19 protein-coding genes are annotated in these 20,472 nt (G+C 59.0%); 7 read left to right on the top strand and 12 right to left on the bottom strand.

Annotation, left to right across the window (positions count from 1 at the left end; all coding sequences use genetic code 11):
* The first annotated feature begins 10 nt into the window (after positions 1–10).
* From AC2TEL_RS01485 to AC2TEL_RS01460, 6 genes are all read left to right on the top strand, one after another.
* The gene (locus AC2TEL_RS01485; protein WP_480901524.1) at positions 11–2,905 is read left to right on the top strand and encodes a formate dehydrogenase subunit alpha; all 2,895 of its coding nucleotides are present in this window, start codon (positions 11–13) and stop codon (positions 2,903–2,905) included.
* Between the two features lie 12 nt (positions 2,906–2,917).
* On the top strand, positions 2,918–3,511 hold the full coding sequence (fdh3B, locus tag AC2TEL_RS01480) for a formate dehydrogenase FDH3 subunit beta (RefSeq protein WP_170742543.1): 594 nt from the start codon (positions 2,918–2,920) through the stop codon (positions 3,509–3,511).
* A gap of 73 nt (positions 3,512–3,584) precedes the next feature.
* Complete coding sequence (locus tag AC2TEL_RS01475; protein ID WP_480901523.1) at positions 3,585–4,787, top strand: formate dehydrogenase subunit gamma; 1,203 nt, start codon at positions 3,585–3,587, stop codon at positions 4,785–4,787.
* A complete protein-coding gene (locus AC2TEL_RS01470; RefSeq protein WP_480901521.1) occupies positions 4,788–6,050 on the top strand; it encodes a c-type cytochrome in 1,263 nt (420 codons plus the stop codon).
* A gap of 13 nt (positions 6,051–6,063) precedes the next feature.
* Positions 6,064–6,189 carry a hypothetical protein gene (locus AC2TEL_RS01465; protein WP_480839146.1) on the top strand — a complete coding sequence of 42 codons (126 nt, stop codon included), beginning with the start codon at positions 6,064–6,066 and terminating at the stop codon, positions 6,187–6,189.
* Positions 6,190–7,062 (top strand): substrate-binding domain-containing protein, encoded by an 873-nt coding sequence (locus AC2TEL_RS01460; RefSeq protein ID WP_480839145.1) that lies wholly within the window; start codon positions 6,190–6,192, stop codon positions 7,060–7,062.
* A 54-nt stretch (positions 7,063–7,116) separates the two neighbouring features.
* Here the strand turns inward: AC2TEL_RS01460 and AC2TEL_RS01455 are convergent, their stop codons facing one another.
* The 9 genes from AC2TEL_RS01455 to AC2TEL_RS01415 all read right to left on the bottom strand — a co-directional run bounded on the left by AC2TEL_RS01455 (position 7,117) and on the right by AC2TEL_RS01415 (position 16,050).
* Positions 7,117–7,932 carry an ABC transporter substrate-binding protein gene (locus tag AC2TEL_RS01455; RefSeq protein ID WP_480901520.1) on the bottom strand — a complete coding sequence of 272 codons (816 nt, stop codon included), beginning with the start codon at positions 7,930–7,932 and terminating at the stop codon, positions 7,117–7,119.
* A gap of 21 nt (positions 7,933–7,953) precedes the next feature.
* A complete protein-coding gene (locus AC2TEL_RS01450) occupies positions 7,954–8,688 on the bottom strand; it encodes an ATP-binding cassette domain-containing protein (protein ID WP_480839141.1) in 735 nt (244 codons plus the stop codon).
* Complete coding sequence (locus AC2TEL_RS01445; protein ID WP_480839139.1) at positions 8,681–9,394, bottom strand: ABC transporter permease; 714 nt, start codon at positions 9,392–9,394, stop codon at positions 8,681–8,683. Before AC2TEL_RS01445 ends, AC2TEL_RS01450 begins: the two co-directional genes overlap by 8 nt.
* 156 nt (positions 9,395–9,550) lie before the next feature.
* Positions 9,551–10,540: an ABC transporter substrate-binding protein gene (locus AC2TEL_RS01440; RefSeq protein ID WP_480839137.1), complete on the bottom strand. Its 990-nt coding sequence runs from the start codon at positions 10,538–10,540 to the stop codon at positions 9,551–9,553.
* Between the two features lie 60 nt (positions 10,541–10,600).
* The gene (locus AC2TEL_RS01435) at positions 10,601–11,446 is read right to left on the bottom strand and encodes an ABC transporter permease (protein WP_480901519.1); all 846 of its coding nucleotides are present in this window, start codon (positions 11,444–11,446) and stop codon (positions 10,601–10,603) included.
* Positions 11,443–12,375, bottom strand: a complete 933-nt coding sequence (locus tag AC2TEL_RS01430) for an ABC transporter permease (protein WP_480839133.1) — start codon at positions 12,373–12,375, stop codon at positions 11,443–11,445. Before AC2TEL_RS01430 ends, AC2TEL_RS01435 begins: the two co-directional genes overlap by 4 nt.
* Positions 12,376–12,399: 24 nt before the next feature.
* Positions 12,400–13,197, bottom strand: coding sequence for an ABC transporter ATP-binding protein (locus AC2TEL_RS01425; RefSeq protein ID WP_480861878.1), 798 nt, complete (start codon positions 13,195–13,197; stop codon positions 12,400–12,402).
* 55 nt (positions 13,198–13,252) lie between these two features.
* Positions 13,253–14,707, bottom strand: coding sequence for a dihydropyrimidinase (gene hydA / locus AC2TEL_RS01420; protein WP_480839129.1), 1,455 nt, complete (start codon positions 14,705–14,707; stop codon positions 13,253–13,255).
* Between the two features lie 92 nt (positions 14,708–14,799).
* Positions 14,800–16,050, bottom strand: coding sequence for a Zn-dependent hydrolase (locus AC2TEL_RS01415; RefSeq protein WP_480901517.1), 1,251 nt, complete (start codon positions 16,048–16,050; stop codon positions 14,800–14,802).
* Between the two features lie 170 nt (positions 16,051–16,220).
* On the opposite strand from AC2TEL_RS01415, the gene AC2TEL_RS01410 reads away from it, so the two are divergent.
* Positions 16,221–16,829 (top strand): TetR family transcriptional regulator C-terminal domain-containing protein, encoded by a 609-nt coding sequence (locus tag AC2TEL_RS01410; protein WP_480901516.1) that lies wholly within the window; start codon positions 16,221–16,223, stop codon positions 16,827–16,829.
* A 58-nt stretch (positions 16,830–16,887) separates the two neighbouring features.
* Here AC2TEL_RS01410 and preA read toward each other — a convergent pair whose 3' ends face one another.
* Genes preA through AC2TEL_RS01395 form a run of 3 tightly spaced genes read right to left on the bottom strand, consistent with a single transcriptional unit; the run spans position 16,888 to position 20,428 of the window.
* Positions 16,888–18,192: an NAD-dependent dihydropyrimidine dehydrogenase subunit PreA gene (preA, locus tag AC2TEL_RS01405; protein WP_480901514.1), complete on the bottom strand. Its 1,305-nt coding sequence runs from the start codon at positions 18,190–18,192 to the stop codon at positions 16,888–16,890.
* An 18-nt stretch (positions 18,193–18,210) separates the two neighbouring features.
* A complete protein-coding gene (locus tag AC2TEL_RS01400; RefSeq protein WP_480901513.1) occupies positions 18,211–19,047 on the bottom strand; it encodes a methyltransferase domain-containing protein in 837 nt (278 codons plus the stop codon).
* A gap of 46 nt (positions 19,048–19,093) precedes the next feature.
* Complete coding sequence (locus AC2TEL_RS01395) at positions 19,094–20,428, bottom strand: NAD(P)-dependent oxidoreductase (RefSeq protein WP_480901511.1); 1,335 nt, start codon at positions 20,426–20,428, stop codon at positions 19,094–19,096.
* Positions 20,429–20,472: the final 44 nt, after the last annotated feature.

The following is a 20,472-nucleotide window of genomic DNA, read 5'->3' as shown; positions in this document are numbered from 1 at the left end:
GAGGAAGGAAATGCTTAGGAAAAAGACCAACGGGGTTGCGAGACGCCCCCAGCGGACAAGTATCCTGTCCCAAATCGGCGAGAAAACCGTCGATCGCCGCGCATTCCTGCGTGGCTCGGGCCTGACGATCGGCGGCCTTGCCGCGATCAGCGCCACGGGTGGAACCGTAGCGCCAGCCAGCGCCCAGACAGCGGCGAACACCGCCGTTGAGAATATCAAATCCGTATGCACCCACTGTTCGGTCGGCTGTACTGTCGTCGCCGAGGTGCAGAACGGCGTCTGGATCGGGCAGGAACCCGGTTGGGACAGCCCGTTCAATCTGGGTGCACACTGCGCCAAGGGGGCCTCGGTCCGCGAGCACGCCCACGGTGAGCGCCGCCTCAAGTATCCGATGAAAAAGGAAGGTGGAGAGTGGAAACGCATCAGCTGGGAAGAAGCGATCAACGAGATCGGCGATGGCATGATGAGCATCCGCGAGGAATCCGGGCCGGACAGCGTGTACTGGCTGGGCTCGGCCAAACATAACAACGAACAGGCCTATCTGTTCCGCAAGTTCGCCGCCTATTGGGGCACGAACAACGTGGACCATCAGGCCCGTATCTGCCACTCGACCACTGTTGCGGGTGTTGCGAATACATGGGGCTACGGCGCCATGACCAATTCGTATAATGACATCCATAACTCTCGGGCCATCTTCATCATCGGCGGCAACCCGGCCGAGGCGCACCCCGTCTCGCTGCTGCATGTTCTGCGCGCGAAAGAGCAGAACAATGCTCCGCTGATCGTCTGCGACCCGCGCTTTACGCGCACCGCGGCGCATGCGGATGAATATGTCCGCTTCCGCCCCGGCACAGACGTTGCCCTGATCTGGGGCATCCTGTGGCACATCTTCGACAACGGTTGGGAGGACAAAGAGTTCATCCGCACCCGTGTCTGGGGCATGGACCAGATCCGCGAAGAAGTTGCCAAGTGGAACCCGGATGAGGTCGAACGCGTCACCGGCACCCCGGGCTCGCAGCTGAAGCGTGTTGCACGCACCATGGCCAACAACCGTCCCGGCACAGTGATCTGGTGCATGGGTGGTACGCAACACACCAACGGCAACAACAACACCCGCGCCTACTGCGTGCTTCAGCTTGCGCTTGGCAACATGGGCACTTCGGGGGGTGGCACCAACATCTTCCGTGGCCATGACAACGTGCAGGGCGCGACGGACCTTGGTGTTCTGTCCCACACTCTGCCTGGTTACTACGGCCTGTCGAACGGCGCATGGGCACATTGGAGCCGTGTCTGGGGTGAAGATGTCGATTGGCTGAAAGGTCAGTTCGCCACGATCAAGGACAAGGAAGGCAAGGACAAGCCGCTGATGAACGAACGCGGCATCCCGGTCTCTCGCTGGATAGACGGTGTTCTGGAAGACCCGGCAAACATGGATCAGGACAACAACGTCCGCGCCATGGTCTTGTGGGGTCATGCTCCGAACTCGCAAACTCGGGGACCGGAGATGAAAACGGCGATGGAGAAGCTGGATATGCTGGTCGTGATCGACCCGTATCCCACTGTCTCGGCCGTTCTGCATGACCGCACCGATGGCGTTTACCTGTTGCCCGCCTGTACGCAGTTCGAAACCCGTGGCTCGGTCACGGCGTCGAACCGCTCGCTACAATGGCGTGACAAGGTGGTGGAACCGCTGTTCGAAAGCCTGCCGGACGAGGTCATCATGGCCAAGTTCGCCAACAAGTTCGGATGGGCAGATCGGTTCTTCCGCAATATCGAGATGGACGACCCGGAAACCCCGAATGTTGAAAGCATCACGCGTGAGTTCAACCGGGGTCTCTGGACCATCGGCTATACCGGTCAGTCGCCGGAACGTCTGAAAAGCCACATGGCCAACCAGCACACGTTCGACAGAACCACGCTGCAGGCCATCGGCGGCCCGAACGACGGCGAGTACTACGGCCTGCCCTGGCCCTGCTGGGGAACACCGGAAATGGGTCATACGGGGACACCGAACCTCTATGACATGTCCAAACCGGTGGCCGAAGGCGGCCTGACCTTCCGCGCCCGTTTCGGCGTGGAACGCGATGGCGACAACCTGCTGGCCGAAGGGGTCTATAGCGTTGGGTCGGAAATTCAGGATGGATATCCCGAATTCACGATGCAGATGCTGATGGACCTTGGCTGGGACGGTGACCTGACGGCCGAGGAACGCGCGGCCATTGACGCCGTTGCGGGACCAGAGACCAACTGGAAAACCGACCTTTCGGGCGGCATCCAGCGGGTCGCGATCGAGCATGGCTGTGCGCCCTTCGGGAACGCCAAAGCCCGCGCGGTCGTCTGGACCTTCCCGGATCCGATCCCACTGCATCGCGAGCCGCTCTATACCAATCGGCGCGATCTGGTGGCGGATTATCCCACCTACGAGGACCGTCAGGCCTATCGCCTGCCCACCCTTTATGCGTCGATCCAGAAGAATGACTTTTCAAAGGATTACCCGATAATCCTGACGTCAGGTCGTCTGGTCGAATATGAAGGCGGCGGTGAGGAAACCCGATCAAACCCGTGGCTGGCCGAGCTGCAGCAGGACATGTTCGTCGAGATCAACCCGCGTGATGCCAACAACCTTGGTATTCGTGACGGGCAACAGGTCTGGGTCGAAGGTCCCGAAGGTGGCAAGGTCAAGGTGATGGCGATGCTGACCAACAGGGTCGGTGCCGGCGTGGCCTTCATGCCGTTCCACTTCGGTGGCCATTTCCAGGGTGAAGACCTGCGGCACAAATACCCCGCAGGCGCTGATCCCTACGTACTGGGTGAAAGTTCCAACACCGCCCAGACCTATGGCTATGACTCAGTGACCCAGATGCAGGAGACCAAAGCGACTCTCTGCAAGATCTCGGCAGCGTAAGGAGGACGATTAATGGCTAGAGCAAAGTTTCTCTGCGACGCTGAACGCTGCATCGAGTGCAACGCCTGCGTCACCGCGTGCAAGAACGAGCACGAGGTCCCATGGGGCATCAACCGCCGCAGGGTGGTGACGATCAATGACGGCAACCCGGGCGAACGCTCGATCTCGGTGGCCTGCATGCATTGTTCGGATGCGCCCTGCATGGCGGTGTGCCCGGTCGACTGCTTCTATCAGAACGAAGAAGGGGTCGTCCTGCACTCCAAGGACCTGTGCATCGGTTGCGGCTATTGCTTCTATGCGTGCCCCTTTGGCGCGCCGCAATACCCGCAGGCGGGCAACTTCGGATCGCGCGGCAAGATGGACAAATGTACCTTCTGCGCCGGCGGCCCCGAGGAAAACCACTCGACTGCAGAGTTCGCAAAATACGGTCGCAACCGGATCGCCGAGGGCAAACTGCCCATCTGCGCCGAGATGTGTTCCACCAAGGCCCTGCTCGCCGGTGACGGCGACGTGGTGTCAGCCATCTACCGCGAACGCGTCGTTGCGCGCGGGTTTGGCTCGGGCGCCTGGGGTTGGGGCACGGCCTACGACCAGAAGGACGGCTAAGACCGTTTTCTTGAACCAAACAGGCGACCCGCAATCGTGGGTCGCCTGATCAGGGATTTTGACCGAGGTTCAGATGTTCCGCCTTTTCATCGCTTTTCTGTTCTCGCTAGGGATGACTCAAGCCGTTCTGGCCCAGTCAGTAACCCCAGCGCCGCCCCCAGACGAACGCGCCGCGACAGGCGGCGCGACGACTTTGGAAGATATTCTGGCCCGACAGCGCGGCGAGAAAGTGGACAACAGCTATCGATCCGAAAACACCGGGCAAGGCAATGCAGAGGGTCTGCTGGGCCAGCTTGGAACGCGCGGTGTCGCCTCGGACAGCGATGTGTACCGCGCTCTGCGCTACGGTTCCGCTGATGTTACCGTCTCGTCCAAAGGGCCTGCGGCCAGTGTTTTGATTCAGGACGGTGGAATGTGGTGGTTGAATTTCCGCACGGGTCCGTTGCGTGAATATGGTACATACATTCTGGGCGGAATGCTGGTTGTCTTGCTTCTGTTCTTCCTGATCCGGGGGAAAATCCGGATCGACGGCAACAAGACGGGACGCACAGTTACCAGATTTTCCGGTTTTGAGCGGTTCGGACATTGGTTGTTCGCTGGCTCTTTCCTGATCCTTGGCCTTACCGGGTTGCTGACCCTCTATGGGCGCGATTTCCTGATCCCGATCTTCGGCAAGGAAGGCTTCGCCACCATCGCACAAGCGTGCAAATGGCTGCATAACAACCTTGCCTGGGCCTTTATGCTGGGTCTGATCATCATCACGGTGAACTGGGTCGCCCATAACATACCGAACCGCACTGACCTTCGATGGCTTGCAGCCGGAGGAGGCCTGTTCACCAAAGGCAGCCATCCACCCGCCAAGAAATTCAATGCCGGGCAAAAAATCATCTTCTGGCTGTGCATCCTTCTGGGTGTCTCGATCAGCCTTTCCGGCCTGTCACTGCTGTTCCCGTTCGAGATGCCGTTGTTTGCCAAGACCTTCTCGATCGCCAACGCGACTGGCCTTCCCCAGATGCTGGGCCTGAACCTGCCGGTGCAAATGTCGCCGCAGGAAGAGATGCAATACGCGCAAGTCTGGCACGTGATGATTGCCTATGTTTTCATTGCCATCATCATAGCCCACATCTACCTCGGCTCGGTTGGAATGGAAGGTGCGTTCGACGCTATGGGCTCCGGCGAAGTCGAGGAGCAATGGGCGCGCGAGCATCACGCGCTCTGGCTGGAAGAGGTGCAGGAAAACGAGGCCGGCAAGAGTGCGGCTTCGCCCGCAGAGTAAATGCGCACTCTGCTGTGTGTTCTGGCGTTGCTGCCTCTGCCTGCATCGGCCGAATTCTATACCCTGAAGGGGCATGGCGGCCCGATCATGGGGATCGCCACCTCGTCAGATGGGCGAATTGCGACGGCCAGTTTCGACAATTCGGTCGGTATTTGGTCCGAACGCAAACCCGAATGGCTGGAAGGCCACGAGGCAGCCGTCAACACGGTCGTTTTCAACGGAACAGCAGTCTACTCGGCTGGTGATGACTTTACCTTGAGGCGCTGGCCCGGCGGACAGGTCGTTGGACAGCACGCGGGCAAAATTGTCGAAATCGCCGCGTCCAAGACCCATGTCGCAACGGCAAGTTGGGACGGAACCATCGGAGTTTGGTCCATCGACGGCTCCGATTCCAAGTCACTCGGCCCAACCGGCAGCGGTGTGAATGCGGTCGTCTTCTCGCCAGATGGGTCGCAACTGTATTCGGCTGGCATGGACGGGACCCTGCGCGTTTGGGACGTGAGCACCGGGCACGAGCGCGAAAAGTTGGTCGAGCACGGATTCGGCATCAACGAACTTATTCTGAACCCGCATGACAATTGGATCGCTTACGGGGCTGTTGATGGCGTCACCCGAATTCGCGATCTGACGACCGGAGAGGAACGAGACTTTACCCTTGGACGTCGTCCGATCCTCGCATTGGCGCTCAGCCCGGATCGTCGGATGCTGGCCGTAGGAGATGGCCAAGGGTACATCATGGTGATTGACACGGCAGACTGGCGCATTGCACAGGATTTTAGGGCAACGCTGCGAGGGCCGGTCTGGGCACTGGCGTTTTCAACCGATGGTCAGAATATTCACGCCGGAGGTATCGATGAAGCAATGTACAGTTGGCCTGTTGCTTCGCTCGGGGACCATACACAGATGGCCTCGGACCACCCGGAATTCCTGAAGCAGCCCGAAGAGATGGAGAACGGCGAACGGCAATTCGCCCGCAAGTGCTCGATTTGCCATAGCCTGACCCCCGACGGACAAAGGCGGGCGGGTCCTACTTTGCATGGAGTTTTTGGGCGACCGGCGGGTTCCGTGGCGGGATATTTGTACTCGGACATCCTGCAAGACTCTGATATCATTTGGGATGAAGACACGATAAACGCCCTGTTCGATGAAGGACCGGATCACTACATTCCGGGGTCAAAGATGCCGATGCAGCGGATCACGGCCCCTCAGGACCGGATCGATCTGATTGCCTTTCTGCGGCGCGCCACAGCGCCCGAGGACTGAGCCGGAGGAGACTATGAAAGCCTTTCTTGCCGCCGTCGCAGCGATGGCAGTGATAACCGTCGCAGCCCCCTATGTGCTGAACCAAATTGGCTTCAGCGCGGCGGATGCGGGCACAGGTTCGGCTGTGCGTCTCGACTGAATGTCCCAGTATCTGACCACCCGTGAACTGGCCGATCTGCTGCGCATCGGCGAGCGGAAAGCCTATGACCTCGCTTCCTCGGGTGAAATCCCGTGCGTTCGGGCGATGGGCAAACTGCTTTTCCCCAAGGCCGAGATCGTTGCCTGGCTGAACGCGTCCCGATCCGGGCCACAGGTCGCCGAGCCGCCGTTGCCGCCAATTGTTGCAGGCAGCCATGACCCCTTGTTGGACTGGGCATTGCGCGAAAGCGGGTCGGGGCTGGCGACTTACTATGACGGTTCGTTTGATGGGCTCAACCGATTGAATGACCGCAATGCCCAGGCTGCGGCACTTCACATCCACGAAAGCGATGGGTTCAACACACAATCCTTGCGCGATGCCCTTGGCGAGGCGCCAGTAGTTTTGTTCGAAGTCGCTCAACGTCAGCGAGGGCTGCTGCTGGCGCCCGGAACTGATGGCATTTCAGGTTTTCAGGACCTCAAGGGTCGCAGAGTTATCCTGCGGCAGGACAGCGCCGCCAGCCAGCACCTGTTCGACGCCCAGCTTACGGCAAATGGGCTGAGCCGCGCCGATCTTGACCCCCTTCCCGACTGTGCCCGCACCGAAGAGGAACTTGCCACTGCTTTGCGCGACGGCAAGGCCGAGGCCGGTTTTGGTCTGGGCGCCCTCGCCCGGTTTCATGGCTTAACCTTTGTCCCCACCCACATCGAAAGGTTGGATCTGGCCATCTGGCGACGCGCGTATTTTGACGCGCCCATGCAAAAGCTCCTGAGCTTTCTGCAAAACGACCGCTTTTTGACCCGTGCAACAGAACTTGGCGGGTACGACATCAACGGGTTGGGCCAAATCCATCACAACGGCGCAAGTGGCTGATAAACTTTGTAGCTGCCAAAGCTTTCAGGCAGCGTGCGGGGGAACAGGCCCCGGTCACTGCGCGTTCGGGAAAAACAACTGTTCTCCGTCAAGGCTGTAGGACGCGATTGCATCCTGGCCGTCAGGCCCGGTCAACCAATCGATAAACCGCTGCCCGGCAGCCGCCCGGACACCGGCGTGCTTTTCAGGGTTCACAAGGATCACACCATATTGGTTGAACAAGCGTGGATCGCCTTCGATCATGACATCCAAAGCGCCTTTGTTTCCGAAAGATTGCCACGTCGCCCGGTCGGTCAGCGTATAAGCCCCCATTCCACTGGCGACGTTGAGCGTGGCGCCCATTCCCGATCCCGTCTCGCGATACCAGGTGCCGGATGCTCCGGTCGGATCGACGCCAGTCGCGGCCCAATGGCTCATCTCTGCCTTATGGGTTCCACTGTCATCCCCGCGCGAGGCAAACGGAACCTCGGCCTGCGCAATGGCTGTCAGGGCGGCCACAATATCATCGCCGCCATTGACCTTTGCCGGGTCGGACTTCGGACCGACAAGGACAAAGTCGTTATACATCACGTCCAGACGTTCAACGCCCCAGCCATCGGCGACAAACTGTTCTTCGGCCGGTTTGGCATGAACAAGAAGAACGTCCGCGTCTCCGTTGATCGCATTTCGGATCGCCTGACCCGTACCGACGGCAACCACGCGGACATCTATCCCTGTCTCGGCCTCAAACCCCGGCAAGATGTAATCCAGCAAACCGGAGTTCTGTGTCGAAGTGGTCGATTGGACAACGATGAACGGTTCTTCGGCCACAGCCTGCACAGCTGCTAGGCCAAGCGCGATCATGACAGCGCTGAGTGTTGCGCGGAACATCGATTTCTCCGTGTGTTTGAATTACGTGACCAACCCGCCAGCCAGATATCGGCGTGCCGCCGGGCTTGACGGCTTCTCCAGCACCTGTCGGGCCGCGCCGTGTTCGACCACTTGCCCACCTTGCATCATCACCACATCGTCCGCCAATCGGCGGGCTTGCCCGATGTCATGCGTCACCATCACAACCCGCACACCACGCTCGGAAGCCCGCAGGATCATGTCTTCGATCTTTTGCGTCGCACCAGGGTCCAGTGCACTGGTTGGCTCGTCCAAGAACAGCGTCTCGGGCCCGGTTGCCAGCGCGCGCAGAATAGCCAGCCGTTGCGCCTCGCCCCCTGACAACGATCTCGCGGCCTGACGCGCTTTGTCGTCCAGCCCGCCTTCGAACAATGAGTCGGCAATTTTCAGTTTTCGTTCCGCGCGAGACAGCCCCCGACGCTTCAGAACAAAATCCAGATTTGCAGCGACCGACCGACGCAACAACACCGGGCTCTGAAACACCATGGCCTGTCGCGCCTTGTGATCCGCGTTTAACGGCGTGCCGTTCTGCAGCACTTTTCCACGACCCGGCGAAATCAGGCCGTGCAGGCACCGCAGCAAAAGGCTCTTGCCTGACCCGTTTGGACCTAGGATCAATGTCGGACCGGGTCCATCCAGCATCAGCCGAGGGACATCCAGCAAAATCTTGCCCTTACGCGCGATGCGCAATCCCTGAACCTCAAGCCCGTCAGAAATGCCGGTTACCAGATCACGCATGACGCAACCCCTCTTGCTCGGCACGCAGGCTCAAGCTGCTGACCAATGCGTTCACGGCTATGGCAATGCCAATCAGGATGGCCCCCAGCGCAAGCGCCAGTGCCAGATTGCCCTTGGACGTTTCCAGTGCAATCGTCGTCGTCATCACACGTGTGACGTGGTTGATATTCCCGCCAACGATGATCACCGCGCCGACCTCTGCGATCGCGCGCCCAAAACCGGCCAACAACGCAGTCACCAGCGCCAGACGGGCATCCCACAGCAGGACCGGAACCGAGGCCAGACGGGACACGCCCAAAGACCGCAACTGTTCGGCGTACTCCTCGGCGAGCAACTCGACCACCTGCCGAGTCAGAGCAGCAATGATCGGAGTGACCAAAACCACCTGAGCGATAATCATGGCGGTCGGAGTGTAAAGCAGTTCCAGCACACCCAGCGGGCCCGAGCGCGACAGCATCAAATAGACCAGCAGGCCGACAACCACCGGAGGGAACCCCATCAAGGCGTTCATCAAAACGATCAAGACCCGCCGCCCCGGAAACCGGGAAACCGCCAAGGCAGCGCCAACAGGCATCCCGATCAAGGCCGAAATCAGGACTGCAAAGATGGAAACTTCCAGTGACAGCAGCACAATTGCCCACAGCTCTGAGTCGCCATTCAGGATCAGAGTCAATGCCGAGCTGAATTCAGTTGCAAATCCCTGCATTTTCTACCGTTGACAAAGCATTCTGCGTGAAATGCCATAAATTTCAGAATAATACTAACCTGTTTCCACACCAAGTACAGGAACATTTCCGACATCTGAAATGAGAAACGCGGCCCACATTCGGGGCCGCGTTCCCTGGTCCTACTGGGGTCGCTATCAGTTCAGCGCAGCATCCGTAATCTGATGAGTCCAGGCGCCGTCGGGCTGCTTGGTAATAACAGGGTCAGAGCCGCCTGCCAGCAATGTCTCGACCGTACGTTCGAAATCCGCAGGATCAAGCGCGCCGTTTGAACCGGCCGTCAGCTTGGCAATTTCACCCATCATGCGTTTCTGGTGCTCTTCGGTCTGGGCGCCGGTTGCGTCGTTTTCAAGAACGATGTCGGCCGCCTCATCCGGATGCTCCTCGGCGTATTTCCAGCCCTTCATCGAGGCGCGGACAAATCGCTCCATCTTGTCGACAAAGGCGGCATCGCCCAGGTTTTCTTCCAGAACATAAAGACCGTCCTCCAGCGTCGCGACGCCCTGGTCTTCGTATTTGAAGGTGACAAGTTCGTCCGGGCTGACGCCCGCGTCAATGACCTGCCAGTATTCGTTGTAGGTCATGGTACTGATGCAATCGGCTTGACGTTGCAGCAGAGGATCTACGTTAAAGCCCTGCTTCAGGACTTCGACGCCGTTATCGCTCTTGCCGCCTGTGTCGATGCCAAGTTGACTCATCCAGCTCATGAACGGGAATTCGTTGCCGAAGAACCAGACCCCCAAGGTACGGTTCTTGAGGTCTTCGGGAGTGGAAATACCGGCGTCTTTCCAGCAGGTCAGCATCATGCCCGAGCTTTTGAACGGTTGCGCGATATTGACCAGCGGCAGGCCCTTTTCGCGCGCCGCCAGCGCGGCTGGCATCCATTCCACGGTCACGTCAGCGCCACCGCCAGCTATCACCTGTGTCGGCGCGATATCTGGACCGCCCGGCAGAATGGTGACGTCCAGCCCTTCTTCTTCATAGAATCCCTTATCCTTGGCCACGTAATAGCCTGCGAACTGCGCTTGAGTGACCCATTTCAATTGCAGTGTCACCTCGTCCGCTGCCAGCGCCGCGCTGGCTGCCAGGCTAAAGGCGGCAACCGCCCCGCTGAGTAGCTTGTTCATCTTCATTTCTCCTAGTTGCTTGTTGTGCCCCGTTACCGGGGTCTGTTGAATTTCCTTTTCTTATCCACGCTGCGACGGATGCCAGAATGTCACCGTCTTTTCGATGGCCGCGACAAGTCCGTAGAACACTGTCCCGGCCAGCGCCGCCACGGTGATTTCAGCCCAGACCAGATCAATTTCCAGACTGCCGACACCGGTGGAGATGCGAAAACCCATCCCGCGCGTCGGAGAGCCAAAGTACTCGGCCACGATAGCCCCGATCAAAGCCAGCGTCGTCGCGATCTTCAGCCCATTGAAGACAAATGGCATCGCGGCCGGCAAGCGCAGTTTCAGCAGGGTTTGCCAATAACCGGCAGCATATGTCCGCATCAGATCACGCTGCATGGCGTCTGCCTCACGCAGGCCCTGCACAGTATTGACCAATATAGGGAAAAACACCATCACCACGACAACCGCAGCCTTGGAATGCCAGTCGAAACCAAACCAGCTCACCAGAATTGGTGCGATGCCGACGATGGGAAGGGCGGCGGCAAAGTTCCCGATGGGCAGCAGGCCTCGGGTCAAAAAAGACGACCGGTCTATGGCAATCGAACAAGCAAATGCAGTTGTACATCCGATGGCAAACCCTGTCAGCGCGCCTTTGAATACGGTTTGCTTGAAATCCTCCCAAAGGATGTGAGAGGACCTGATGAACTCGTCCGCCACGTCGGAGGGCGGCGGCAAGATGACGGGCGACACGTCGAGCCCGCGCACCAACCCTTCCCACAGTACCAGCAGGGTCACGCCGAACAGCACCGGAACAAGAACCCGTGCCCCCCGGGTCGATCGGTATTTTGATATGGCGACCCGGTAATTGGCCCACCAGGCCAGCCCCCAGAACAGCAAAGAAAACGAAAGCCAGGTCATGTGTTCATCCCCATCCGACGCAGCGCCAGACGCTGCAGGAGGTCCAGCAAAGTGACAAGCAACCCGGCCAGAATAGCCGCCGCCAGCAACGCCGCCCAAATCGCAAGAGGCGTACCGAACTGATCGCCGATCAGTATCCGGGCCCCAAGACCCGAGACCGCACCGGTCGGCAACTCGCCAACGATGGCACCAACCAGCGCGGCCGCAATACCAACCTTCAACGAAGTGAACAGGTAGGGCACCGACGACGGCAGACGCAGCTTGAAAAACCCCTGAGCGCCCGACGCGCTGTAGGTTTTCAGCAAATCCAACTGCGGCGGCGATGGTGACCGCAACCCTTTGACCATCCCGACAAGGACGGGAAAGTAACACAGGTAAGCTGAAATGATGGCTTTTGGCACTCCGCGCCCTTCGATACCCACCTGAGAACTGACCACGATGATCATCGGTGCCAGGGCAACGATTGGGACCGTTTGGCTGATGATCGCCCAGGGCATGAGGCTCATGTCCGCCACGCGGGAATAGACGATTGCGACGGCGGCCAGAATGCCAAGCGTTGTCCCCAGAAGGAAACCCCACAGGGTGGATTGAAGCGTTATGCCCGCGTGATAGATCAAGGACCGCTTGGAAAATGCCCGACCCTTGGCGACCATCTCGCCGGTTGTTTTCCACAACTCCTGCCCCACCTGCACCGGAGTCGGCAGACGCGGACGATCCAGCGCGTAGCCCCGTGAAATCTGCGCCGAATTGGTCGCCATCAAGTACCAAACCGAATGTTCGCGTCGCGCGCGCGACGTGTCAGGCGTAACAGTTTCTCCGGACCTCTCGGCCTGATCCAAAGCGATGCGGATATTCATCGGCGCCACTGCCGCGTACCACAGCCCGACGATCGCAGCGAGCACCGCGAGTATTGGCACAAGGTTCTTCATGGCACCCCCGGTTTCACTGTTCCGTCAGTCATCATAGGAATGCCCCGCCCGCAGGCCTTCGCGCACGCGATGGGCAACCTCTATGAATTCCGGCGTGTCGCGAATATCCAACGGCCTCTCCTTCGGAAGAGGGCTGTCGATCACATCGGTGATCCGTCCCGGACGCGGGCTCATCACCACGATCTTGGTGCTGAGATACACCGCCTCGGGGATCGAATGCGTCACAAAACCGATGGTCTTTTCCGTTCGCGCCCACAACGCCAGTAGCTGCTCATTAAGGTGATCGCGTACGATTTCATCCAATGCTCCAAAGGGTTCGTCCATCAGCAGAATATCCGCATCGAACGCCAAAGCCCGCGCAATGCTGGCCCGTTGCTGCATCCCGCCGGAAAGCTGCCAGGGAAACTTACCGCCGAATCCTTCCAGATCAACCAGTTCCAGAACGTTCCTAACCCTCTCATTCTGCTCCGCTGACGAGTAGCCCATGATCTCAAGCGGAAGCTTGATGTTTTTGGCAATGGTGCGCCAAGGATAGAGGCCAGCCGCCTGAAATACATACCCGTAGGCCCGGTTCCGTCGAGCCTCATCCGGCGTCATACCGTTGACGGTCAATGTACCCCCTGTCGGTGTTTCAAGGGCCGCGACGCAGCGCAGGAACGTCGTCTTGCCACAGCCCGACGGTCCGATGAAGCTGACGAAATCACCCTTGTCGATGGTCAGGTTGACGTCCTTGAGCGCATGGATTGGCCCGTCATTGGTCTGGAAGGTCAGGTCCAGCTTCCTTGCCTCGATTACAGGCTGGGTGGTACTTTCAGTGTTCATTCCATTGCCTTGAAAAGAGTGGTATTCGGGCCGCCAGTCCAGCGGTCCCAACAATTCAAACGCCCGTCGCCGGAATGCCTGATCGCTCCACCGGCCGGGGCGCGGTAAGCTCTTTCCAGGTGCTCAGTGCTTTGTTGACGTGGCTGTTCGGCTCGCGCGCAACAAATTCACCATGGCCTTCCTGAGTACGGATCTCACCGTCATGCACGGCAACCTGACCGCGTGTCAGTGTAAAGCGCGGCAGTCCCTTGACCTCTTTGCCTTCGAAGACGTTGTAATCGATCGAGGATTGCTGCGTGTCCGCACTGATCGTCTTGGTCTTCTCAGGATCCCAAACCACAAGGTCGGCATCGGAACCGACAAGAACCGCACCTTTTTTTGGATAGCAATTCAATATCTTGGCAATGTTTGTTGATGTAACCGCGACAAATTCGTTCGGCGTCAGACGTCCTGTACCGACGCCATGTGTCCAAAGCATCGGCATACGGTCTTCAAGGCCGCCCGTCCCGTTCGGAATTTTGGTAAAATCGCCCACGCCATAGCGCTTCTGCTCGGTCGTAAAGGCGCAGTGGTCGGTGGCGACAACGCTCAAGGATCCGGATTGCAGACCTGCCCAAAGACTATCCTGATGTTGCTTGTTGCGGAAAGGCGGGCTCATGACCCGACGCGCGGCATGATCCCAGTCATGGTGGAAATATTCGCTTTCATCCAGCGTCAGATGCTGGATCAGCGGTTCGCCCCACACTCGTTTGCCCAGCATCTTGGCACGGCGGATCGCTTCGTGCGCCTCCTCGCAGGAGGTATGCACGACGTAGAGCGGTACACCGGCCATGTCCGCGATCATGATGGCGCGGTTGGTGGCCTCACCCTCGACCTGCGGCGGGCGGGAATAGGCATGCGCCTCGGGGCCGGTATTGCCTTCCGCCATCAGCTTGGCCTGAAGCTCGGCGACCACATCGCCGTTTTCGGCGTGCACCATGGCGATACCACCCAGCTCGGCCAATCGCTTGAAGGATGCAAACAACTCGTCATCATTGACCATCAAGGCGCCCTTGTAGGCCATGAAGTGCTTGAACGTATTGATACCGCGCTGTTCGATCACCGTCTTGATGTCGTCAAAGACCTGTTCCCCCCACCATGTGACCGCCATGTGGAAAGAATAGTCGCAGTTCGCGCGGGTAGATTTGTTGTCCCAACGCTTGAGCGCATCCAGCAGGCTTTCACCGGGATTGGGCAGCGCGAAATCGACCACCATCGTGGTGCCGCCTGCCAACGCCGCTCGCGTGCCGCTTTCGAAATCATCGCTGGAATAGGTCCCCATGAACGGCATTTCCAGATGCGTATGCGGATCGATCCCACCCGGCATCACATAACATCCGGTGGCATCCAACTCCTTATCGCCCTTCAGATTGGGTCCGATCTCGGAAATGACTCCCTCTTCGACCTTCACGTCCGCCTTGTAAGTCAGATCGGCGGTAACGATGGTTCCGTTCTTGATCACAGTACTCATTTTAAACTCCCTGATGCGGTCTGCGCCGCTTGCTTCATCTGGCCAAAAATATCCCGGGGGAGTCGCCCTCCGGGCGACGGGGGCAGCGCCCCCTATTCGACGATCTCTGCCGTCTCAACGACAGCGTGAAACAGAACGTCAGCACCTGCTGTGGCCCAGTCTTTGCTGATTTCTTCGGCTTCGTTATGACTCAGCCCGTCGACGCAAGGACACATCACCATCGCCGTTGGTGCCACGCGGTTGATCCAGCAGGCGTCATGACCGGCGCCCGAGATGATATTGGTATGCGAATAACCCAGCCGCTCGGCGGCATCCCGCACGGCCGCCACGCAGTTTTCGTCAAATTTCACCGGGTCAAAGCCGCCGACTTTTTCGAATTCGATCTCCAGCCCCATGTCTTCGACAATATCCTCGGCCGCCACACGCAGGCGGTTTTCCATGTCCTTGATCACCTGCAGTTCGGGCGAACGGAAATCCACCGTGAACACGGCTTTGCCCGGTATCACGTTGCGCGAGTTGGGATAAACATCGATATGCCCGGCCGCGCCAACCGCATGGGGGGCATGGGACCAGGCGATCTCGTCGACCTTTTCCAGCACGCGGGCCATCGCCAGGCCGGTATTCTTGCGCATTGGCATCGGGGTCGAACCGGTGTGGGCATCCTTGCCGGTTATCGTGATCTGCGTCCAGCTCAGGCCCTGGCCATGTGTAACGACACCGATATCCTTTCCTTCGGCCTCCAGAATTGGTCCCTGTTCGATATGCAGCTCGAAGAACGCGTGCATCTTGCGCGCGCCGACTTCCTCGTCTCCGCGCCAGCCGATGCGCTTGAGTTCGTCTCCGAACTTCTTGCCCTCTGCATCCTCACGTTCATAAGCCCAGTCCTGCGTGTGAACACCGGCAAAAACACCCGACGACAACATGGCCGGGGCATAGCGCGTGCCCTCTTCATTGGTCCAGTTCGTCGCCACGATCGGATGCTTCGTTTTGATGCCCAGGTCGTTGAGCGTCCGAATAATCTCCAACCCGCCCAATACCCCCAAAACGCCGTCGTATTTCCCTCCGGTGGGCTGGGTGTCGAGGTGCGATCCGACATAAACCGGTAGTGCCTCGGGATCGGTCCCCTCTCGCCGCGCGAACATGTTCCCCATCTGATCAAGGCCCATGGTACAGCCGGCATCTTCGCACCATTTCTGAAACAAAGCGCGCCCTTCGCCATCTTCATCCGTTAGGGTCTGTCGATTATTCCCGCCCGCGACACCGGGGCCGATCTTGGCCATCTCCATCAGACTGTCCCATAGCCTGTCGCCATTTATCCTGAGATTCTGAGCTGGAGCTGCCATTGTCTTATCCCTGTTGCTTGCGATTTGGCTCGCTTTTGGTGTCTTGATTTGACCATCTGGTCAAACTCACGCTATCACGGGTTCGACATCAGTCAAGAAATTGCATGGCGCCGCCGTAAAATTCGGCATATTTGATGCCCGCTTGGCGGAAAAAGAGACGACCAGGAAACATGCCCAAAGACCGCGCACCGACGAGAATTCAAAAAAAGAACCGCGCCGCGATTCTCGAAGCTGCGCTGAACGTGTTTTCAGCGCATGGGTTTCGCGGAGCGACCGTAGATCAGATCGCGGCCGAAGCGGGGCTGAGCAAACCAAACCTACTGTATTATTTCCCGTCGAAAGAGGCGATTCACACTGCCCTGCTCTCTGGCTTGCTGGAGACTTGGCTGGCCCCACTGCATGATCTGGATGAAGACGGCGACCCTCTTCAGGAGATTCTGTCGTATATTCATCGCAAACTTCAGATGAGCCGCGAATTACCGCGAGAAAGCCGCCTGTTCGCCAATGAACTGGTTCAGGGGGCGCCTCGCATTCATGATGCTCTGTCGAATGATCTGAAACGTCTGGTGGATGAAAAAACCAGGATACTTACCCGCTGGATTGACCAAGGGAAGATCGCGCGAGTGCATCCCTATCACCTGATCTTTTCGATCTGGGCGCTGACCCAGCATTACGCCGATTTTGACGTACAGGTACGGGCGATCCTAGGTGACGAAGATCCCTTTGAAGGCGCCGAGCCGTTCATCGACACGATGTATCGAAAACTGCTGACACCATGAAAAAGGGCTGCCGCACAGCCCTCATTCACTTCCCGTCATAAGCCATTGCAGGCGCTAACTATTCCGCAGCTTTAGCCATCGGGTTGTTTGGATGGGTCGTCCAGTTGGCATAGTGCGGTTGCACCACCTCACCCGTACGCGGGTCAACCTCTCCCGCAGTCATCGGAACCATCGAGATGCAGCCTTCAACAGGGCAGACATCGACGCAGAGGTTGCAGGCCACGCATTCTTCGTCTTTCACCTCGAATACGCGGTCGGGAGAAACTGAAATCGCCTGATGGCTGGTGTCTTCGCAGGCTGCGTAGCAACGACCGCATTTGATGCATTGATCCTGATCGATTTTGGCCTTGGCCACGTAGTTCAGGTTCAGATACTGCCAGTCAGTGACATTGGGCACGGCGCGCCCGATGACGTCATCGATGCTGGAATATCCCTTTTCATCCATCCATTCCGACAGCCCCGCCGTCAGCTCGTCGATGATCTTGAAACCATAGGTCATCGCTGCGGTGCAGACCTGCACGGTGCCGCAACCCAGCGCGATAAACTCGGCCGCATCCCGCCACGTCGTGACACCGCCAATGCCCGAGATTGGCAGGCCGTGGGTTTCCGGGTCACGCGCGATCTCGGACACCATCGATAGGGCAATCGGCTTGACTGCCGGGCCGCAATAGCCGCCGTGGCTGCCCTTGCCATCAATGGAAGGTTCGGGGCTGAACGTGTCCAGATCGACGCTGGTGATCGAGTTGATCGTGTTGATCAGCGACACTGCATCCGCCCCACCATTCTTGGCAGCTGTGGCAGGCTTGCGGATATCGGTGATATTCGGCGTCAGCTTCACGATGACCGGGCGGTCATAGTATTTCTTGCACCAGCGGGTGACCATCTCGATATATTCCGGCACCTGACCCACGGCCGAGCCCATGCCGCGCTCGCTCATCCCGTGCGGACAGCCGAAGTTCAGTTCGATCCCATCCGCGCCGGTTTCGGCGACGCGCGGCAGGATTGCTTTCCATGCCTCTTCCTCACACGGCACCATGATCGAAGCGATCAGCGCGCGATCCGGGTAATCCGCCTTGACCCGCGCCATCTCCTCAAGGTTCACCTCAAGCGGACGATCCGTGATCAGTTCGATGTTGTTGAGGCCCAGCAGTCGACGATCAGCCCCGTAAATCGCGCCATAGCGCGGACCGTTGACGTTCACGACCGGAGGCCCCTCGGCCCCCAGCGTTTTCCACACGACGCCGCCCCAACCGGCCTCAAATGCGCGGCGGACGTTGTATTCCTTGTCGGTCGGCGGCGCAGAGGCCAGCCAGTAGGGGTTGGGGCTGGAAATACCCAGAAAGTTTGTCGTCAGATCGGCCATGGCTTCTCCCTTCCCGGCTCAGCCGGTTTTCTTGAATATCATTTCGGTCGGACGAATGCGCCCGGCCCTGAGGTTTGTGACGTAGTTTTGGAACTTCTCGGGCGCTGTTTCGCCCATCATCAGGTGGATGCCCAACGGGGCCGGACCGGTTTCGGCAATCTTTGCAAAGACTTCCTCGAAGAACTGTATTGCAAATTCGGTGCGGTCGGTCTCAGCCACCAGTTCAAGACCCGCTGCTGTCGCTGCGTTTTTGTAGACTTCGGGCGCGTGAACGAACGACGTCTCTGACACGGTGGACCAGGGAAGTGGGAAAGCCAGCGGCTCGTCCACTTCTCCGCTCATGACATCGAACAAGGCAAAGGTACCGCCCGTGGACAGCGCCCGCGAGACCTCGGCAAAAAGCCCGGCCTTGTCTTCGATGTTCATCCCGACATGCAGCATGACCGCCAGGTCAAACCCTGCATCCGGCACAGGCATGTCCAGCGCGCTGCCCACATGAAAGCTGGCCTTTTCTGAATGCCCGACCAGGTCGCTCAGCGCAGTGGCGGTTTCGATGAACTCCGGCGTCAGGTCGACTCCGATCACCGTCGAGTCATACCGATCCACAATATAGCGCGATGTACCGCCAATGCCGCATCCAACATCCAGAACGCGGGTCGCGTGCGTCGGCGAAAGCTGCGCAAACAGGTTGTCCGTTGCCAGAACGCCGCCAGTATGGAATTCGTCACCGGCCTTGAGGTCGGCGACCGTGGCCGCGTCAGGATCAATCCCGCTTGCCTTAAGCGCTTCGCGCACGCGTTCGGTCAGAGCACCAGTGGTATAGTGTTGGGCGACAGCTTGTTCGATCTGGGACATGAGAATACCTCAGCAGCGAATGGGATGGGGTGAATGCCCCACCCTATCACGAAACGAGCGTTGCGTGGATGTCCATCGCCGCATCTCTCCCTTCGGCCACGGCCGTCACGGTCAGGTCTTCCCCACCCGCGGCGCAGTCCCCTCCGGCCCAGACGCCAGCCAATGACGTCCTGCCGGTGCCATCGACAGCGATCTTGTTACCGTCCAACGCCAATCCTTCTGGCGCACCTTCCAGCGTCTGACCGATCGCCTTCAGAACCTGATCTGCGGGTACGCGGACCGTTTCACCGGTTCCAGTCAGTTTACCGCCCTGGCTCGTCGTGTATTCCAGTTCGATCTCTGCCGCCGCCCCGTTGCCGTGAACTGCCACCGGCTGCACGTTACAGATGATGCGAACACCGTGTGACGTTGCCAGATCCTGTTCATACCGGCTGGCACCCATGGCATCGCGCCCTCGGCGATAGGCGATGGTGACGTGTTCGGCGCCCAGCAGTTTGGATTTCACGGCCGCATCTATTGCGGTCATACCACCACCGATCACCACCACGTTTCGACCCACGGGCAGATCTGCCAAGTCGCTGGCCTGCCGCACATCCGAAATGAAGTCGACCGCCGGGCGCACGCCATCCTTTTCCATGCCCCCAACCCGCAGTGCATTGACCCCTGCCAGTCCAATCGAAAGGAACACGGCGTCATAGTTTTCCAACAAACCATCCAGCGAGATTGTCTCGCCCAAGACAGACCCGGTCTCGATCGCGATACCACCGATTTTCAGCAGCCAGTCCACCTCGGCCTGTGCGAAGTCGTTGGTCGATTTGTACGCCGCGATTCCATATTCGTTGAGACCGCCTGCCTTGGGTTTGGATTCATGGATCACCACGTCATGGCCCAGCATGGCCAGGCGGTGAGCACAAGCGAGCCCGGCCGGCCCTGCCCCGATGACGGCAACTGTCTTGCCGCTGGGGGTTTCCCGTTCGAACGGATGTTCGCCGGAGGCCATGACCGTGTCGGTCGAGTAGCGCTGCAAGCGACCAATTTCGACCGGCTTTCCTTCGGCGGCCTCGCGCACGCAGGCTTCTTCGCAGAGGGTTTCCGTCGGGCAGACCCGGGCGCACATCCCGCCCAGAATGTTCTGCTCTAGGATCGTGCGCCCTGCCGCCTGCGGTTGCCCGGCCTGAATCTGACGAATGAACAACGGAATATCGATATCCGTCGGACAGGCCGTCACGCATGGCGCGTCATAGCAGAAATAGCAGCGATCCGCCGCCACGGCCGCCTCATGCGGGGCCAGAGGAGGATGCAGATCGGAAAAATTCGAGGTCAGCTCATCGCTGGAAAGCCGCCCGGAGACGATACCGGGTGCCATCTGGCCCTGTGCCATCACTCTACTCCCTGTAGATATGTTTGTTATGGCACCAGCTTGCC

It is taken from the genome of Ruegeria sp. HKCCD9138, assembly GCF_057220975.1.
Note: the sequence above shows the minus strand (reverse complement) of the source record. Positions and strands in the feature narration are given on the sequence as shown.

Coding starts and splice junctions, on each gene's coding strand:
- AC2TEL_RS01435 (WP_480901519.1), bottom strand. CDS start 11,446: ATGACCTGGCTTTCGTTTTCTTTGCTGTTCTGGGGGCTGGCCTGGTGG.
- AC2TEL_RS01485 (WP_480901524.1), top strand. CDS start 11: ATGCTTAGGAAAAAGACCAACGGGGTTGCGAGACGCCCCCAGCGGACA.
- AC2TEL_RS01415 (WP_480901517.1), bottom strand. CDS start 16,050: ATGGCAGCTCCAGCTCAGAATCTCAGGATAAATGGCGACAGGCTATGG.
- AC2TEL_RS01475 (WP_480901523.1), top strand. CDS start 3,585: ATGTTCCGCCTTTTCATCGCTTTTCTGTTCTCGCTAGGGATGACTCAA.
- preA (WP_480901514.1), bottom strand. CDS start 18,192: ATGGCCGATCTGACGACAAACTTTCTGGGTATTTCCAGCCCCAACCCC.
- AC2TEL_RS01400 (WP_480901513.1), bottom strand. CDS start 19,047: ATGTCCCAGATCGAACAAGCTGTCGCCCAACACTATACCACTGGTGCT.
- AC2TEL_RS01440 (WP_480839137.1), bottom strand. CDS start 10,540: ATGAACAAGCTACTCAGCGGGGCGGTTGCCGCCTTTAGCCTGGCAGCC.
- AC2TEL_RS01395 (WP_480901511.1), bottom strand. CDS start 20,428: ATGGCACAGGGCCAGATGGCACCCGGTATCGTCTCCGGGCGGCTTTCC.
- AC2TEL_RS01470 (WP_480901521.1), top strand. CDS start 4,788: ATGCGCACTCTGCTGTGTGTTCTGGCGTTGCTGCCTCTGCCTGCATCG.
- fdh3B (WP_170742543.1), top strand. CDS start 2,918: ATGGCTAGAGCAAAGTTTCTCTGCGACGCTGAACGCTGCATCGAGTGC.
- AC2TEL_RS01425 (WP_480861878.1), bottom strand. CDS start 13,197: ATGAACACTGAAAGTACCACCCAGCCTGTAATCGAGGCAAGGAAGCTG.
- AC2TEL_RS01460 (WP_480839145.1), top strand. CDS start 6,190: ATGTCCCAGTATCTGACCACCCGTGAACTGGCCGATCTGCTGCGCATC.
- AC2TEL_RS01465 (WP_480839146.1), top strand. CDS start 6,064: ATGAAAGCCTTTCTTGCCGCCGTCGCAGCGATGGCAGTGATAACCGTC.
- AC2TEL_RS01410 (WP_480901516.1), top strand. CDS start 16,221: ATGCCCAAAGACCGCGCACCGACGAGAATTCAAAAAAAGAACCGCGCC.
- AC2TEL_RS01455 (WP_480901520.1), bottom strand. CDS start 7,932: ATGTTCCGCGCAACACTCAGCGCTGTCATGATCGCGCTTGGCCTAGCA.
- AC2TEL_RS01445 (WP_480839139.1), bottom strand. CDS start 9,394: ATGCAGGGATTTGCAACTGAATTCAGCTCGGCATTGACTCTGATCCTG.
- AC2TEL_RS01450 (WP_480839141.1), bottom strand. CDS start 8,688: ATGCGTGATCTGGTAACCGGCATTTCTGACGGGCTTGAGGTTCAGGGA.
- AC2TEL_RS01430 (WP_480839133.1), bottom strand. CDS start 12,375: ATGAAGAACCTTGTGCCAATACTCGCGGTGCTCGCTGCGATCGTCGGG.
- hydA (WP_480839129.1), bottom strand. CDS start 14,707: ATGAGTACTGTGATCAAGAACGGAACCATCGTTACCGCCGATCTGACT.